Source organism: Candidatus Methylomirabilota bacterium, assembly GCA_035315345.1.
Classification (GTDB): domain Bacteria; phylum Methylomirabilota; class Methylomirabilia; order Rokubacteriales; family CSP1-6; genus CAMLFJ01.
Window position 1 is genome coordinate 1 of record DATFYA010000014.1, and the last position, 15,254, is coordinate 15,254.

Annotated in this window: 11 protein-coding genes; 7 read left to right on the plus strand and 4 right to left on the minus strand. The window is 70.7% G+C overall.

Features of this window, described 5'->3' with window-relative positions:
* The 3 genes from VKN16_01915 to VKN16_01925 form a co-directional block, all read left to right on the plus strand.
* Window positions 1–2,200, plus strand: a 2,200-nt coding sequence (locus VKN16_01915; GenBank protein ID HME92957.1) for an ATP-binding protein, incomplete at its 5' end; no start/stop codon positions are given.
* On the plus strand, window positions 2,197–3,363 hold the full coding sequence (locus VKN16_01920; GenBank protein HME92958.1) for an adenylate/guanylate cyclase domain-containing protein: 1,167 nt from the start codon (window positions 2,197–2,199) through the stop codon (window positions 3,361–3,363). The genes VKN16_01915 and VKN16_01920, both read left to right, overlap by 4 nt.
* 23 nt (window positions 3,364–3,386) lie before the next feature.
* Window positions 3,387–4,778: a sigma-54 dependent transcriptional regulator gene (locus VKN16_01925; GenBank protein ID HME92959.1), complete on the plus strand. Its 1,392-nt coding sequence runs from the start codon at window positions 3,387–3,389 to the stop codon at window positions 4,776–4,778.
* A 105-nt stretch (window positions 4,779–4,883) separates the two neighbouring features.
* Here the strand turns inward: VKN16_01925 and VKN16_01930 are convergent, their stop codons facing one another.
* The 4 genes from VKN16_01930 to VKN16_01945 all read right to left on the minus strand — a co-directional run bounded on the left by VKN16_01930 (window position 4,884) and on the right by VKN16_01945 (window position 8,975).
* Entirely contained in the window at window positions 4,884–6,533 is a 1,650-nt protein-coding gene (locus tag VKN16_01930; GenBank protein HME92960.1) for a glycosyl hydrolase family 28-related protein, read from the minus strand.
* Window positions 6,534–6,550: 17 nt separating this feature from the next.
* Window positions 6,551–7,162, minus strand: coding sequence for a YajG family lipoprotein (locus tag VKN16_01935; GenBank protein ID HME92961.1), 612 nt, complete (start codon window positions 7,160–7,162; stop codon window positions 6,551–6,553).
* A complete protein-coding gene (locus VKN16_01940; GenBank protein ID HME92962.1) occupies window positions 7,159–7,980 on the minus strand; it encodes a hypothetical protein in 822 nt (273 codons plus the stop codon). The genes VKN16_01935 and VKN16_01940 overlap by 4 nt, the downstream gene beginning before the upstream one ends.
* A gap of 101 nt (window positions 7,981–8,081) precedes the next feature.
* A complete protein-coding gene (locus VKN16_01945; GenBank protein ID HME92963.1) occupies window positions 8,082–8,975 on the minus strand; it encodes an LLM class F420-dependent oxidoreductase in 894 nt (297 codons plus the stop codon).
* A gap of 165 nt (window positions 8,976–9,140) precedes the next feature.
* Between VKN16_01945 and VKN16_01950 the strand changes: the two genes are divergently transcribed.
* The 4 genes from VKN16_01950 to VKN16_01965 all read left to right on the plus strand — a co-directional run bounded on the left by VKN16_01950 (window position 9,141) and on the right by VKN16_01965 (window position 15,246).
* Window positions 9,141–9,554 carry a VOC family protein gene (locus tag VKN16_01950; protein ID HME92964.1) on the plus strand — a complete coding sequence of 138 codons (414 nt, stop codon included), beginning with the start codon at window positions 9,141–9,143 and terminating at the stop codon, window positions 9,552–9,554.
* A 1-nt stretch (window position 9,555) separates the two neighbouring features.
* Window positions 9,556–10,335, plus strand: coding sequence for an SDR family NAD(P)-dependent oxidoreductase (locus tag VKN16_01955; GenBank protein HME92965.1), 780 nt, complete (start codon window positions 9,556–9,558; stop codon window positions 10,333–10,335).
* A gap of 261 nt (window positions 10,336–10,596) precedes the next feature.
* On the plus strand, window positions 10,597–11,985 hold the full coding sequence (locus tag VKN16_01960; protein ID HME92966.1) for an efflux RND transporter periplasmic adaptor subunit: 1,389 nt from the start codon (window positions 10,597–10,599) through the stop codon (window positions 11,983–11,985).
* Between the two features lie 3 nt (window positions 11,986–11,988).
* Window positions 11,989–15,246, plus strand: a complete 3,258-nt coding sequence (locus VKN16_01965; GenBank protein HME92967.1) for an efflux RND transporter permease subunit — start codon at window positions 11,989–11,991, stop codon at window positions 15,244–15,246.
* Window positions 15,247–15,254: the final 8 nt, after the last annotated feature.

The following is a 15,254-nucleotide window of genomic DNA, read 5'->3' on the forward strand; positions in this document are numbered from 1 at the left end:
CGGCCCCGAGGCCGCCGCCGCGATCTGCCGCGCGGCCGGACGATCGCGCGACTACCTCATGGCCGACCACAACTGGATCCCGGCGGCGGTGGCCGATCAGCTGGTCAAGCTGGGCCAGGAGCTGATGCACGAGCCCGACGAGGAGCGGTGGGCCCGCCGGTACGGCGAGTCCTTCATGGACTGGAAGCCCCGTGAGGAGCGCTCCTATCTCGGCACCTACTCCATGGGCATCGGCAATCCGCGGGCGGCCTACGAGCGGGCCGCCACCATCTACGGCCACCAGAGCCGCGGGCTCTACCGGCTCGACATCCTCGAGGTTGGCCGGCACCACGCGGTCTACCACTGGACGCCCCTGCCCGGGCAGGCCATCACGGTCTGGAGGTGCACGTGGGCCAAGGTGCAGTGCGAGCGGTTCCCGACCAACTGGGGCCTGCCCCGGGCGCGGATCGTCGAGAGCTCGTGCGCGGCGAGGGGCGCGGACGCGTGCCGCTGGGACATCCGCTGGACGAATCCGTCCCGCGGACGCCGCTTCTGGGCGCCCTCCCTGGTCGGCGGAGGCGTCGCGGCCCTTCTCGGCGCGGCCGCCACGTCGGCGGGCAGCTGGCCCCTCGTGGCCGCCGCGCCCCTGCCCCTGGTCGCCGGGGTGGCCCTGGGTCAGTCGCTCCGCGAGCGCTATCAGCGACAGCACACCCAGCGCCTGCTGGATCTGCAATCCGAGGAGATCATCTATTCGAACCGCGAGCTGGAGAAGAAGTTCGCGGAGCTGGAGACGCGGATCGAGCAGCTCTCGCTCCTCACCGACCTCAGCGCCGCGGTGAGCGGCACCCTCGACCCCGAGAAGATCTACGACCAGACCCTGAGCCGGCTCGTCCACCTGATGCGCTACGAGAAGGCCTACCTCTTCGTGGTGGACCGCGAGCGCCAGGTGCTGTGCGGCCACCGGATGGCCGGTCTCGACGCGGGGGCCGTGCCCTTCGCGGGCGTCGACGTGCCGCTCGACCCGCAGTTGAGCGCCAGCGCCCGCGCCGTGATCACCGGGCTGCCGGTCCTGGTCAACGACGTGGAGCACACCGACGAGCCGATCCATCTGCCGCTGGTCCAGGCCCATCAGGTGCGCAGCTTCGTGGCGGTCCCGCTGCGCGTGCGCGAGCAGGTGTTCGGCGCGCTCTCGGTGACCGCCTCCGACGTGGGCCGCTTCGACCACGGCGACGTGGAGCTGCTCACCGCGGTGGCCAGCCACGTGGCCCTCGCCATCGACAAGGCCGAGAGCTTCCAGACCATCGAGGACCTGTCCCGCAGCCTCGAGGACAAGGTGCGCGTGCGCACCGAGCAGCTGCGGAGCACCAACGAGGAGCTGCGCACGGCCTATCGCGATCTGCAGGCCACCCAGCAGCAGCTCATCCAGCGGGAGAAGATGGCCTCGGTGGGCCAGCTGGTGGCCGGGGTGGCCCACGAGCTGAACAACCCGATCGGCTTCATCTCCTCGAACGTGACCACGCTGGAGGATTTCGTGCGCCGCCTGCGCGCGATGCTCGAGGCCTACCAGGACGCCACCCTGCCCGAGGCCGACCGCACCCGGGTGGCCGAGCGGCGGCGCGAGCTCAAGATCGACTACGCGCTGAAGTATCTCGACGCGATGATCGACGGCATCCGCGACGGGGCCGACCGGACCCGCAAGATCGTGCGTGACCTGCGGGTGTTCGCGCGCACGCCCGACGACGTGTGGCAGCCGGTCGACCTCAACGAGGAGCTGGAGTCGAGCCTCACGCTCCTGAATCATCTCCTGAAGGACCGCATCACGGTGCGGCGGGAGTACGGCGCCCTCGGCGCGGTGGAGTGCGTGCGCTCGCAGATCGACCAGGTCTTCCTCAACGTCCTCGCCAACGCGGCCCAGGCCATTCACGGGCCCGGCACCATCACCATCGAAACCCGGCGGGAGGGCTCCCGGGCGATCATCCGAATCGCCGACACCGGCCCCGGCATGCCGGCCGAGGCGATCGGCCGCATCTTCGACCCGTTCTTCACCACCAAGCCGGTCGGCGAAGGCACCGGGCTCGGCCTGTCGATCAGCTACGAGATCGTCACCAAGCACGGTGGCGAGATCCGCGCCGAGAACCGGCCCGAAGGGGGGGCCGTCTTCACCCTGGAGCTCCCGGTGGCCCGCGCCGCCGCTGACGCCCCGACCGGGGCCGGCGCATGAGCGCGCCCGCCGCGGTGCTCCTCGTGGACGACGAGCCGCGCGTGCTCGACGCCCTCGAGGCGCTCCTCGCCATGGAGCACGAGGTCTTCCGCGCCGACCGTCCGGAGACCGCGCTGGAGCTGCTGCGGACGAAGGAGGTCGCGGTGGTGGTGAGCGACCAGCGGATGGCCGGCATGACCGGCACCGAGCTGCTCACCCGCAGCCGCGACGTCGCGCCGGACGTGGTGCGCATCCTCCTCACCGCGTTCACCGACACCGAGGCGCTGATGGACTCGATCAACGCGGCCGGGGTCTACCACTTCCTGCTGAAGCCCTGGGATCCGCACGAGCTGCGGCACGTGGTGGCCCGCGCGGTCGAGCACTATCGCCTGTGTCGCGAGCGCGCCCAGCTGGTGGCGGACCTCGGGGCGAAGAACGCCGAGCTCGAGCAGACCCTCGAGCACCTCCGGGGGGCCCAGGACGACCTGGTCCGCGAGGCGTCGGTGCGCGCGCACCTGCAGCGTTACGTGTCGCCCCAGCTGGCGGACCTCGCCATCGCCGATCCGGGGATGCTCGAGCTGCCGGGCGACTGGCGCGACGCCACCGTGCTCTTCGCCGACATCCGCGGCTTCACGCGTCTCATCGAGTCGAACCCGGCGCCGGTGGTGATCCAGCTCCTCGACGAATACTTCACCGAGATGATCGAGGTGATCTTCCGCCACCACGGCACGGTGGAGCAGCTGGTCGGCGACGAGATCGTGGCCCTCTTCGGCGTGCCCGAGCCGGGGCCCGACGTGGCCGTGCGTGCGGTGCGGGCCGCCTTCGACATGGTGGCCGCGGTGCGCGACCTGGCCGCGCGATGGGCCGCCGAGGGCCGGCCCACCTTCGACATCGGGATCGGGATCAGCTCCGGCCGGGTGATGGCCGGGACCATCGGCTCGGACCGCCGGCGGGAGCTGATCGTGGTGGGACGGGCGATGATCGCGGCGTCCCGGATCCAGCGGATGACCCGGCTCTTCGACGCGCATATCATCCTCGGCGAAGACACGTTCCTCGGGGTTCGCGATGTCGTAGAATGCCGCGAGCTCGGCCGGCTCCGGCTCAAGGGCATCCGGCCGCGCCAGACGCTCTACGAGGTCTGCGGGGTCCGCGAGCCGGTGACGACGACTCTGGCCTCGACGTGATGACCCGCCCGCCCGGAGGTCCGGTGGACGAGACGACGATCCTGATCGTGGACGATGAGCCGCGCGTGCTCGACGCGCTGGAGGCGATCCTCGCCGCCGAGTTCCGCGTGCTGCGGGCCGGCCACGGCGAGGAGGCGCTGGCCCGGCTCGCCGCCGAGCCGGACGTCGCGGTCATCGTGACCGACCACCGGATGCCCGGCATGACCGGCGTCGAGCTGCTGCGCCGCAGCCAGGAGCTGACCCCGGACGCGATCCGCATCGTGCTGACCGCCTACACCGACGTCGACAACCTCATGGAGGCGATCAACACCGGGCGCATCTACCACTTCGTGCCCAAGCCGTGGGATCCCAACGAGCTGCTGCTGGTGGTGCGCCGGGCCGCCGAGCGCTGGGGCCTCGCCCGGGAGAACGTGCGGCTCCGCGACGAGCTGGAGGTGGCCTACAACGCGCTCCGGCGCGACGCGGCGGCCGGCCGCGACAAGCCCGCGTCGTTCGACGCGCTGGTGGGCGCCGACACCGGGCTGCGAGTCGCGGTGGATCTCGCTCGAAAAGTTCTCGACGGCGACACCACCGTGCTGCTGCTCGGCGAGACCGGCACCGGCAAGGAGCTGTTCGCGCACCTCATCCACGCCAACGGCCCCCGCCGGGTGAAGCCGTTCGTGGCCCAGAGCTGCGGCGCGCTGCCCGACTCGCTGCTGGAATCCGAGCTGTTCGGCCACACCCGCGGCGCGTTCACCGGCGCGGTCGGCGAGCGCAAGGGCCTCTTCGAGGAAGCCGACGGCGGCACCATCTTCCTCGACGAGGTCGGCGAGACCTCGCCCGCGATGCAGCTGCGGCTCCTGCGCGTGCTGCAAGAGGGGGAGCTGCGCCGGGTCGGCGGCGGTGCGACCCGGCGCGTGGACATCCGCGTGATTGCGGCCACCAACGCCGACCTGGAGGCCGACGTGGCCGCCGGCCGGTTCCGCCGGGACCTCTACTACCGGCTCAATGTCTTCCCCATCCGCCTGCCGCCATTGCGCGAGCGGACCGGCGACATTTCCGCGCTCGCCGATCATTTCCTCCGCCAGGCGTGCCGGCGTGCGCGGCGCGCGGTGCCCGCGGTGGGCGCCGACGCGCTCCAGCTCCTGCAGACCTACCCGTGGCCCGGCAACGTGCGCGAGATGGAGAACGAGCTGGAGCGCGCGGTGGCGTTGGCCGACACCGGGCGTCCGTTGGGTCCCGTCCATCTCTCGGAGCGCATCGCGGCCGGCGCGGGCGCCGTCGCCACCGTCCGAACGCTCAACGAGGCGGTGGAAGCCCTCAAGCGTCGGATGATCGAGGATGCGCTCCACGAGTGCGGCTCGAAGACCCGCGCCGCCGAGCGCCTGGGCCTCACCCGCCAGAGCCTGCAGCAGATGCTCCGCCGCCGCCAGTAATCCGGTGTCAGTCCGGGGTCAGGTCTTGCATTACGACATTTTCGTGGCGCGCGACGATGTCGCCTCGAGTGGCGAAAATGTCGTAATGCAAGACCTGACCCCGATCTAATCGATCGCGAGGGTTTGCCCGCGCGGGCTACGTGGCGCCAGGGGCCCCGGCATCACGTTTCCCTCCAGCCGCAAGGCGGTCTCCACGACCGATCCATCCACCATCGCAATCTGGTCCACGTGGCTGAAATCGTTCCCCACCAGGCTCACCCGAGCCGTGTCCGAGCCGCTGAGCCGCAGCACCGCTCTGGTTCCCGGGCTCGCGCGAAGGCCGCTGACCTGACAATCCTGCACCGAGCGCAGCCAGATCAACGGCTGTCCTTCTGCGGGTGGCGTCGCCCGGAAGGCCCCCACGCGCGCCCGAGCGACGTCGTCCAGTACCACCGCGGGACGCGCATCTGGCCGATCCGCGTCCAGCTCGACACGGTCACACCGGAGGCCCCGTACGTGGCGGCAGTAGAGGCCGTACGCCGGCAGATCGTGGAACATGTAGGCGTCCGGATATCGCTGCTCCAGCTCCGGCACGCTCCGAGAAGCGACGTCGGCGCTCGCCCCACCCCGGACGGTGATCCGAATGCTCTGGAGCCGGATCTCGGAGACCGGATGGTCGGGTATGCCGGTGATCGACGACGCGGTCATGGCGCCGACGGCCACGACGTTCGAGATGGACACGTTCTGGAGAGTACCCGCCAGGCGTCGTTCCTGTCCCCGGCCCCGGTTGCCCAGGCGAACGAAGATGGGCGCCCGAACATTGGTCATTCGAAGATCCGACACGACGACGCGCTCCAGCTTCCCCCCGTCGACCATCTCGAGCGAGACGCCGGAGCTCAGGTCGCCCTTCCACGCGTGGGACCGGCCGACGATCGTGCAATGGCTGAAGACGATATTCCTGAAGTGGCCGGCCGATTCGGTGCCGAGCTTGAGGCCGTTGTGAATGGTGCTGAGATGGCAGTTGGTCACCCTCACGTCTTGCGTGGTGCCGCGAGTGCCCAGGGCGAAGCTGGCCTTGAGAACGATCGCGTCGTCCCGAGACTCGATGTGACAGTCACTGATCCGCACATTGCGGGAGCAATCGGGATCGATTCCGTCGGAGTACCCATTCAGAATGGTGACACCTCGGATGTCCACGCCATCGCAGCCGAGGAGACTGATGTTGTAGTTCGGCGCATTGACGATGGTCAGCTCACGAATCTGGGTGGTTCGACAGCGTTTCAACGCGATCGGCTTGGGCCCTCCGCGGCTCGTCCGGTTCCCGTCGATGCGTCCTGGCCCGAGAATGCGGAGGCCAACCAGGTCGCGCCCCTGGAGAAGGGCAAAGCGGAAGTCCCGGGTTTCCGCGTCCGAATGGGAGTCATAGCCGAGGCGCTCGACCGGATCGAAATCGGCTTCCTCCTTGCTGGCGATCAGGACCGAGCCCGCGCTCAGGCGCACGGTGATGTGGCTACGCAGATGGAGCGAGCCCGACAGGTACTCGCCGGGAGGAAAGAGCACGGTGCCGCCCGTCTGTCGGGCAGAGTCGATGGCGGCCTGGATCGCCCGCGTGTCGAGCGTGCGACCGTCGCCCCTCGCTCCATGATCGCGGACGTTGAACTCGCCACCGGCGCCGGCGGCCCATGCGGGTCGGGGGGAAAGCAGCCACGGCGCGGCCAGCCCGATGGAGCGACACAAGAACACCCGTCGCGATGGATTCATCGGCATCGCGTGCATCCGTGATCGCTCGCCGCTCAGGCCGCCGGCCTGGCCGGCGACGGGCGGGATCCGCCGAGGGCCGCGACGAGGTCCGGATCGGTGGCCAGGTCGTGCATGGCGCGGGCGAGCGCGGTGTCGAGGACCTCGCGCCACTGGCTCTCGTCGGGCTTGTCGACCTGCCGTCTCCTGACGCCGGCGTATCGCCGGGTCAGGAGCGTATCGCCCGTACGTCCATCGGCGACGGTCAACGCGATGACGACCCTCCCGACATACTGCACGCTCGCGTATCCTTCGACCGCGTCGAGCGAGAACACCTCGACGGCCGGCCTCACCACGACGTCCGGCCGGTCGGACACGAGGAGATGACCGTTCTTGCTCATCTCGATGCCGAGCGCCTCGTGCACGATGTCGGCGACCGAGCGGCTCGTGACGATCTCGCCTTTGCCACCGGGCTCGATGCCGACCCGCGCGGTCTCCAGGCGGCGATCGTCGACGTTGCCGATCTGGACCCGACGAGGTGCAACCGACGCGAGCAGGGCCCGGTTCACGCCCTGCTCCGGATAGCGGACATCGAGCGCCGTGGTCCCGCACCCGTTGACCGTCAAGGCCAAGACGAGCGTGATCGGAGCCAGGCTCCGCGAGCTCACCGGCCCGCGCTCCGCGCGTACATCAGCTCGCTGGCCAGGCGCTGACCCGCCCGCTCCAGGACGTCGACCACCTCCTGCCGGGCAAAGTCGTGGTCCTTCATGAAGCTATCGCCCGGAAACTGTTCCGGGGCGGTCACGTCCTCGTTTCCTTCCCACAGGACAACCCCGGTTCCGGGAATCATCAGGTACCCCCGCACGTCCGCGAAGCTCGCGAGCAGATCCGGATCGCCTTCGTGGACCCGCACGAGTCCCCATGCCGGCACCATGACGCGCACGATCGGGTCAGCCCGCCGCTCTTCGGCGGTCGGCTCCCTCTCGAGCGTCCGTACCTCATCGAACCAGCCACTCGCCCGAAGTTTCTGGGCCATCGCGGCGGCCACGATCGCCCGAGGCGCGATGTCGTCGACGCGGCGGGAGATGGTGGCCGTCTGGTCGAGCTCGAGCGCCCAGTTGATTCCCCTGTGGAGGAGCTTCGCGAGGGGACGCATCCAGGCCTGGGTCGGATACCAGGCCAGGATCTCGTCGAAGGTTCGCCCGGGCTCGGCATGGTGACCGACGATGGAGAACGAGCTCTCGCCCGAGGCGATGATGGCGAGGCGGCGGACGTCGTCGAAGGGGTGAGCGGTAGGACGCGGGGCCGGCGCCGAGGCGCATCCCCAGAAACACAGCAAGACGATGGCGAGCACGCCGGAACCACCCCGTCTCAAGACGCCCGGTCTCAGTTTCATGAGCGCCACGAGTGCACGCATCGTGCCCAGCCGCGATCCGCAATTTTCGCCACTCGGGTCGGATTGGAGGCATTCGGCGAGCACCGTCATAACCGAGACGGAACGAACAACCCGGTAACCCCGAGAGGTCGGTCCGGCGGGGCGACCGCATCGCGCCCGCCGCGGCCCCCGGCCACGAAGCTCTTCCTGACCTACGCCTTCTCCACCGCAGGCCGGATCGTGCCGGTGATCAGTTCGAGCAGTTCGAGCATGCGGGGCAGGTCGTCGCGGCGGAAGTCGATCGCGACGTGGCTCACGCCGAGGCGCCGGTAGCCGGCCAGCTCGTCGATCGCCCGCTGCGGGCCGCCCGCGAGCAGCGTGTCGGGCAAGCTGTAGCGCACCGAGATGGCGATGGTCTTCATGTCGCGGCCGTGTCGGTCGGCCACCGCGCGCAGCCGCTCCAGGGCCGCGGCGAGCTGGGCCGGATCCTTGGACGTCGCGTGCCAGCCGTCGCCCAGCGTGACCACGCGACGGAACGCGCCCGGACTGTCGCCGCCGACCCAGATCGGCGGATGCGGCTTTTGCACCGGCTTGGGCGCGAAGCCGAGATCGTGGAACCGGAAGAACTCGCCGTCCAGGCGCGGGTTGTCCTCGGTCCAGAGCGCCTTGAACGCCCGGAGGATCTCGTCGCCGTGGCGGCCGCGCGCGTGGAAGGGTACGCCCAGGATCTCCAGCTCCTCCTTCCACCAGCCGACCCCGACACCGCAGATCAGCCGGCCGCCGGAGAGCGCGTCGATGCTCGTGAGCATCTTGGCCATCACCACCGGATGGCGATGCCCGAGGATGAACACCGACGCGCCGAGCCGCGCGCGGCTGGTGCACACCGCGGCTGCCGCGAGCACGGTGACCGGCTCCAGGTACGGCTTGTCGGGCGGATGCGGGAAGCGGCCGCCCGGATAGCTCCCGGTGGCGGTGCGCGGGAAGATCACGTGGTCGCTCACCCACAGCGAGGCGACGTCACGACGCTCGGCCTCGCGGCAGAAGCGCACGAGCGCCTCGCCGGTGGCGAGCGGCCCCTGGTTGGGAAGATGGCAACCGATATCCATGGAGCGCGCCTCCTGACACGGGCCGGTCCTTGAACCGGCGCGCGGGTGAGAATATCCTCTAACGCGGCTTCGATAGTGAGCGCGGCTTCGACCACCGCGCGCGGCCGACCGTGCGGCCGCGATGCCGACGCGCACCGACGATACCTCAGCCGAAAGGACACCACCATGCCCTACCGGATCAATCACATCCATCTGAAGGCCTCGGATCCGCGCAAGACCGCCGACTGGTACGTGCGAGCCTTCGGCTTCAAGATCGTCTCCGACGAGACGCGCGTCTTCGGCGACCGGTTCGTGCGCTGCCAGAGCGAGGACGGCACCCCGGTCAACATCTCCGGCGCGCGCACCAACGAGATGCTCGGCCCCGGCGACGCGAAGGCGCACCACGGTCTCGAGCACTTCGGCTTCGACTCCGACAGCCTCGAGGCGGACATCGCGCGGCTGGAAGGCCTCGGGGCCCGGCTCCTGGAAGGGCCGATCGAGATCCCCGGCGGCCCGCGCATCTGCTTCGTCCAGGCTCCGGACGACGTGCGCGTCGAGCTGATCCAGCGGCGGCCCGGCATCTCGGGCGGGTGCTGCTGAGATGGAGCTCCGGGGGCAGGCTGCGATCGTCACCGGCGCGGGGCGCAACATCGGCCGGGCCATCGCGCTGGAGCTGGCGGGCATGGGGGCCGACATCGTGGTGGCCGAGATGGACGAGGCGACGGGCAAGCGCACCGCCGACGAGGTGCGCGCGCTCGGGCGACGCGCCCTCGCGGTGCGCACCGACGTCACCCGGCTCGCCGATCTGCAGGCGATGGCCGATCGGACGATGGCCGAATTCGGGCGCATCGACATCCTGGTGAACAACGCGGGCATCCACAAGTCGATGCACACCGCGGACGTGACCGAGGCGGACTGGGACCGCCTGCTCGCGGTCAATGCCAAGGGCGTGTTCTTCGCCAGTCAGGCGGTGCTGCCGCACATGGTGGCGGCGAAGCGCGGCAACATCATCAGCCTGGCCTCGATGGCCGGCAAGATGGGGCTCAAGACCTCGCTGGTCTACGGCGTCACCAAGGCCGCGGTGATCAGCATGACCCGAAGCCTCGCCCTCGCCCACGCCGCCGACGGCATCCGGGCCAACTGTGTCTGCCCGGGCATCGTCGAGACCGACATGATCTTCCAGGTCGACCGCGAGGCCGGCGAGGGGCTCATGGGCCTGCGTCCCGGTGAGTACCTCAAGCAGCGCGTCGAGCAGATCCCGCTCGGCCGCATCGAGAAGGCGGAGGACGTGGCCAACGTCGTCGGCTTCCTCGCCTCCGGCAAGTCGTCCTACATGACCGGTCAGGCCATCAACGTGACCGGCGGCCTCGTGATGCACTAGTCGTCCGCGAGCGGGGCACCCGCCTCGCCGCGCGGCAGGCCGGCCGGCTCTCGACGCCTACGGCTCGACCGGCAGTACCGCGTGATCGCGGACTTCGCAGACCGGGTGATGGCGCGGCTGTAATCGGCGCGTGACCGGACCCGCGGCGGACGAGGCGCCTCGCCGGCTCCCGGGCCGCCGGTCGGGGGGGCAGCCTGGGTGCTTGCCGCCGGTGCGATGTCGACTACACTGGATGATGTGGCCGCCCGGAAACCGGCCGACGTGAGCGGCCCCCGCCCCGCCCAGCGACGACGCGCGACCCGTCTGTTCTCGACTTTCCTGCTCGGACTCGCGGCCGGAGCCGGCTGCTCGGGGGAGCCGCCAAGTGCCGTCGAGCGCAAGCCGGCGCCCGCCGGAGCCACCGGCGGCTCCCGGGTCACCGCGGTGAGCGTCGCCCCCGTCGAGGCCAAGGCGCTCGATCGCATGGTCGACGCCACCGGGAGCCTCCTGGCGTGGGAGGAGGTCGTCCTCAACACCTCCATAGCCGGGACCGTGGCCCGCCTCCTGGTGGATCTCGGCGATCGCGTGCAGGCCGGCCAGGTGGTGGCGGAGCAGGACCCGCGCGAGACGGCGCTGGCCGTGGAGCAGGCCGAGGCGGGGGTCGGGGCCGCGCGGGACGGCTTGCAGCGGGCGCAGGCGCAGGGCCAGGCGGCCCTCGCCCAGCTCCAGCAGGTGCGGGCGAGCCGTCGGTCCCTGGAGGCCGGCCTGAACCGAACGCGGGCCGGGCTCGAAGAGACGCGCGCCAACCTGGAGCGGATGCGCAAGCTGGCCGCCGATGCCCTGGTGGCGCCGCGGGAAGTGGACGTGGCCCGGACGCAGTACGAGACGGCGGCCGCGCAGCACGAGACGTCCCAGGTGGAGCTGGGCCAGTTCCCCGACCGGGTGCGGGTCGCCGAGGCCAACCTGGAGAGCGATCGCTCGGCGGTCCGGGTGGCAGAGTCCGAGCTGCGGCGCCGCGAGGCCGACCTGGCCCTGGCGCGCAAGAAGCTGACCGACGTCACGCTCCGAGCGCCCATCACCGGCGCCATCGCCCGCCGCCACCTCAATCCCGGCCAGTACGTCACCGAGAACACCGCCGTGTTCACCATCGTGCGTACCGACGTGCTGAAGTTCACCGGCACCGTGCCCGAGCACGCGGCGCTCGAGCTGCGGCCGGGCCAGTCGATACGCATCCGCGTCGATCCGCTCCCCACCCGCGACTTCCCGGGACGGGTGACGCGCGTCAGCCCGGCGGTGGACGTGACGAGCCGAACCGTCACGATCGAGGCCGAGGTGCCCAACCGAGAGGGGCTTCTCCGGCCGGGCCTCTTCGCGCGGGCCGCCGTGCTCCTGCGCCAGGACCAGGCAGTGGCTTTCGTGCCGGAGGGCGCGGTGGCGTACTTCGCGGGCATCACCAAGGTGTTCGTCGTGGAGGGCGGAGTGGCTCGTGAGCGGACCGTCGGCCTGGGCGCACGCAAGGGCGGGCTCATCGAGGTCGTCAGGGGCGTGCAGCCCGGCGAGCAGGTCGCCACCTCGGGCCTCGCCCAGCTCCACGACGGGGCGCCGGTGACGGTCGCCGGATCCGCGCCGCCGGGCGCGGCCGCGGGCACGCCCGACGCCCGCCCGAGATAGCGCATGCAGAAGCTCGCCGAGGTCTGCATCCGCCGGCCCGTCTTCGCGACGATGCTGGTCCTGTCCCTGGTGGTCGTGGGCGCGGTGTCCTGGGCACGTCTCGGCGTGGATCGCTTCCCGGTGGTGGACCTGCCCACCGTGATGATCCGCACCCAGCTCCCGGGCGCCTCCGCCGAGGAGGTGGAGGTCCAGATCTCCCAGCGCATCGAGGAGGTCGTCAACACCGTCGCCGGCATCGACGAGATGCGCTCGATCTCCGCCGCGGGCAGCTCCATCGTCATCGTGACGTTCGACCTCGACGTGAACATCGAGACCGCGGCCCAGGACGTCCGGGATCGGGTGGCGACGGTGCTGCGCAAGCTTCCCCAGGACGCGGAGCCGCCGATCGTCTCGAAGTTCGACAACGAGTCCTCCCCGGTGCTGACGGTGGCGCTCTCGGGCGACCTGCCGATCCGGGAGCTCACCGAGCTGGCCGACAAGGTGGTGAAGCTGCGGCTGGAGCGGTCGAGCGGGGTCGGCCAGGTCGACATCGTCGGAGGGCTCGAGCGGGCCATCGACGTGCGGATCGACGCGAGCCGCCTCGCCGCGTATCGCCTGCCGATCACCGCCGTCCGCGACGCGCTCCGGCGCCAGAACTCCGGGCTGCCCGGCGGCAACGTCACCGGCCCGGCGCGGGAGCACGCGCTCCGGACCATGGGGCGGCTGCCCGACGCGGAGGCCTTCAACGACGTGGTGGTGACCACGGTGGGCGGGGTGCCGGTGCGAATTCGCGATCTCGGCCGGGCCGAGGATGGGACCAAGGAGGAGCGCTCGATCGCCCGCCTCGACGGCACGCGCACCGTCGTCCTCGAGGTGCGCCGACAGTCCGGCGCCAACACGGTGGCGACGATCGCCGCGACCAAGGCGAACCTCGCGCAGGCGGCGGCCGCGCTGCCGCCCGGCGTCCGGGTCGAGGTGCTCCAGGACCAGTCGCGCTACATCCACGCCGCCCTGCACGAGATCAACGTGCACCTGGTCCTGGGCGCGATCCTGGCCTCGCTGGTGGTTCTCGTCTTCATGCGTAGCTGGGCCTCCACGCTGATCGCCGCGGTCGCCATTCCCGCCTCGGTCATCACGACCTTCGGGATGATGCGCCTGCTGGGCTTCACGCTGAACAGCGTCACGATGCTGGCCCTGGTGCTGATGGTGGGCGTGGTCATCGACGACGCGATCGTCGTGCTCGAGAACATCTTCCGGTTCATGGAGGAGAAGAAGATGCGGCCGCTCGAGGCGGCCCGCGCCGCGACCGCCGACATCGGGCTCGCGGTCATGGCCACCACGCTCTCGCTGGTCGTGATCTTCCTGCCCGTGTCCTTCATGTCGAGCATCTCCGGCCGCTTCCTGTATCAGTTCGGCCTCACCGCAGGGGTGGCGGTCATGGTCAGCCTCCTCGTGTCCTTCACCCTGACCCCCATGATGAGCGCGCGCCTGCTGCGGCCGGGCGGCACCGCGTCCGGACCCGAGCACGAGGCCGGCTCGCGGGCCGGGTTCTACCGCCGGCTCGATCGGACCTACCTGGCCGGCCTCGAGCTCGCCATGCGCCATCGCCTCGCGGTCAGCCTGATCGCGCTCGTCGTGATGGCCTCCGTGGTGCCGCTCTACCAGATGCTCGGGCGGGACTACCTGCCGAGCGGCATCGACGAGGGCGAATTCGAGGTCCGGATCAATGCCCCCCAGGGGACCAGCCTGCCGGCCATGGACCACCTGGTGCGCGCGATCGCGGCCCAGCTGCGGCAGGTGCCCGGCGTGCGCCTCGTGCTCGCCACCGCCGGCGGATCCTTCCTGGGGTCGGTGAGCGAGGCGCGCATGTACGTGGCCCTCCTCCCTCACGAGGAGCGCGTGTTCTCGGTCGGGCGCCTGGCCCGCGGGATCCTGGGCGGGGATCCCGGCGCGGCCTTCCGGGGCAACCGGTCCCAGCAGGAGGTCATGCAGGAGGTGCGGCGCCGGCTGCGCGCGATCGCGAGCCCCGGCGTACGCACCCAGGTGCGGAACCCGTCCGGCTTTCAGTTCGCGGGGGGATTCATCGACATCGACTTCATCCTCCGTGGTCCGAACCTCGATCAGCTGGCTGCCTACACCGAGCGCCTCCGCCAGCGCTCCGAGGACCTGGGCCTGATCGACGCCGACACCACGCTGAAGCTCGACAAGCCGGAGCTCCGCATCCGGGTCGAACGGGAGCGCGCCGCCGACCTGGGCGTGGACACCGCCGACATCGCCACCGCGCTCCAGGTGATGGTGGGAGGCGACGACGAGGTCACCCGCTTCTACGACCCGCGGGCGAACTACGAGTACGACGTCCAGCTGCGGCTGCAGGAGGAGGACCGCGACGACCCTGGCCTGATCGGTCTGCTGTGGGTGCCCCGCGCGGGCGGGGGCATTGCGCGGCTCGACAACCTGGTCACGGTGACGTCGGCGTGGGGGGCCTCGCGCATCGATCGCCTCGACCGCGCCCGCGAGGCGCGGCTGCGGGCCAACGTGGCGCCCGGGTACGCCCTGGCCGACCGGGTCGAGGCGCTCCGCGAGGAGGTCGTCCGCATGGACCTGCCGCCCGGCTACGACACCGTGATCTCGGGCCGGGCGCGGGAGCTGGAGCGCACCTTCGTGGAGATGGCGCTGGCCTTCGCGCTGTCGATCGTCTTCATGTACATGATCCTGGCCGCGCAGTTCGAGAGCCTGGTGCATCCGTTCACGATCCTGCTCTCGCTGCCGCTCTGCGTCCCGTTCGCTCTCGTGTCGCTGTGGCTCACCGGGAACACCCTCAACCTCTACTCGGCCCTCGGGATCCTCGTCCTCTTCGGCGTGGTCAAGAAGAACGCGATCCTCCAGATCGACCACATGAACTCGCTGCGCGCGGGCGGCATGGAGCGGCTGCCCGCCATCCTGCAGGGCAACCGGGACCGGTTGCGCCCGATCCTCATGACGACGCTCACCTTCGTGGCCGGAATGATCCCGCTCGCCATCGGCACCGGTCCGGGCGCCCAGGAGCGCCGGGTGATCGCGGTTGTGATCATCGGCGGGCAGACGCTCTCGCTGGTCCTGACCCTGCTGGTGACGCCAGTCGCCTACTCGCTGCTGGACGATCTGGCCGCGCGATTCCGTATTCCCCGCCCGGCGCTGGCCGTGGCCGGGCCACGCGGGCCCGTGGGGCGGGCGCTACAGACCCTGGGGCTCGTGCGGGCCGGCTGGAGAGCGCCCGGGACCGGGTCGGACCCGGGCGAGTAGGATCCCGC

Excerpts from the sequence above, each read along its gene's own strand:
- VKN16_01920 (HME92958.1), top strand. The coding sequence starts at position 2,197 with ATGAGCGCGCCCGCCGCGGTGCTCCTCGTGGACGACGAGCCGCGCGTG.
- VKN16_01930 (HME92960.1), bottom strand. The coding sequence starts at position 6,533 with ATGCACGCGATGCCGATGAATCCATCGCGACGGGTGTTCTTGTGTCGC.
- VKN16_01940 (HME92962.1), bottom strand. The coding sequence starts at position 7,980 with ATGACGGTGCTCGCCGAATGCCTCCAATCCGACCCGAGTGGCGAAAAT.
- VKN16_01945 (HME92963.1), bottom strand. The coding sequence starts at position 8,975 with ATGGATATCGGTTGCCATCTTCCCAACCAGGGGCCGCTCGCCACCGGC.
- VKN16_01950 (HME92964.1), top strand. The coding sequence starts at position 9,141 with ATGCCCTACCGGATCAATCACATCCATCTGAAGGCCTCGGATCCGCGC.
- VKN16_01955 (HME92965.1), top strand. The coding sequence starts at position 9,556 with ATGGAGCTCCGGGGGCAGGCTGCGATCGTCACCGGCGCGGGGCGCAAC.
- VKN16_01965 (HME92967.1), top strand. The coding sequence starts at position 11,989 with ATGCAGAAGCTCGCCGAGGTCTGCATCCGCCGGCCCGTCTTCGCGACG.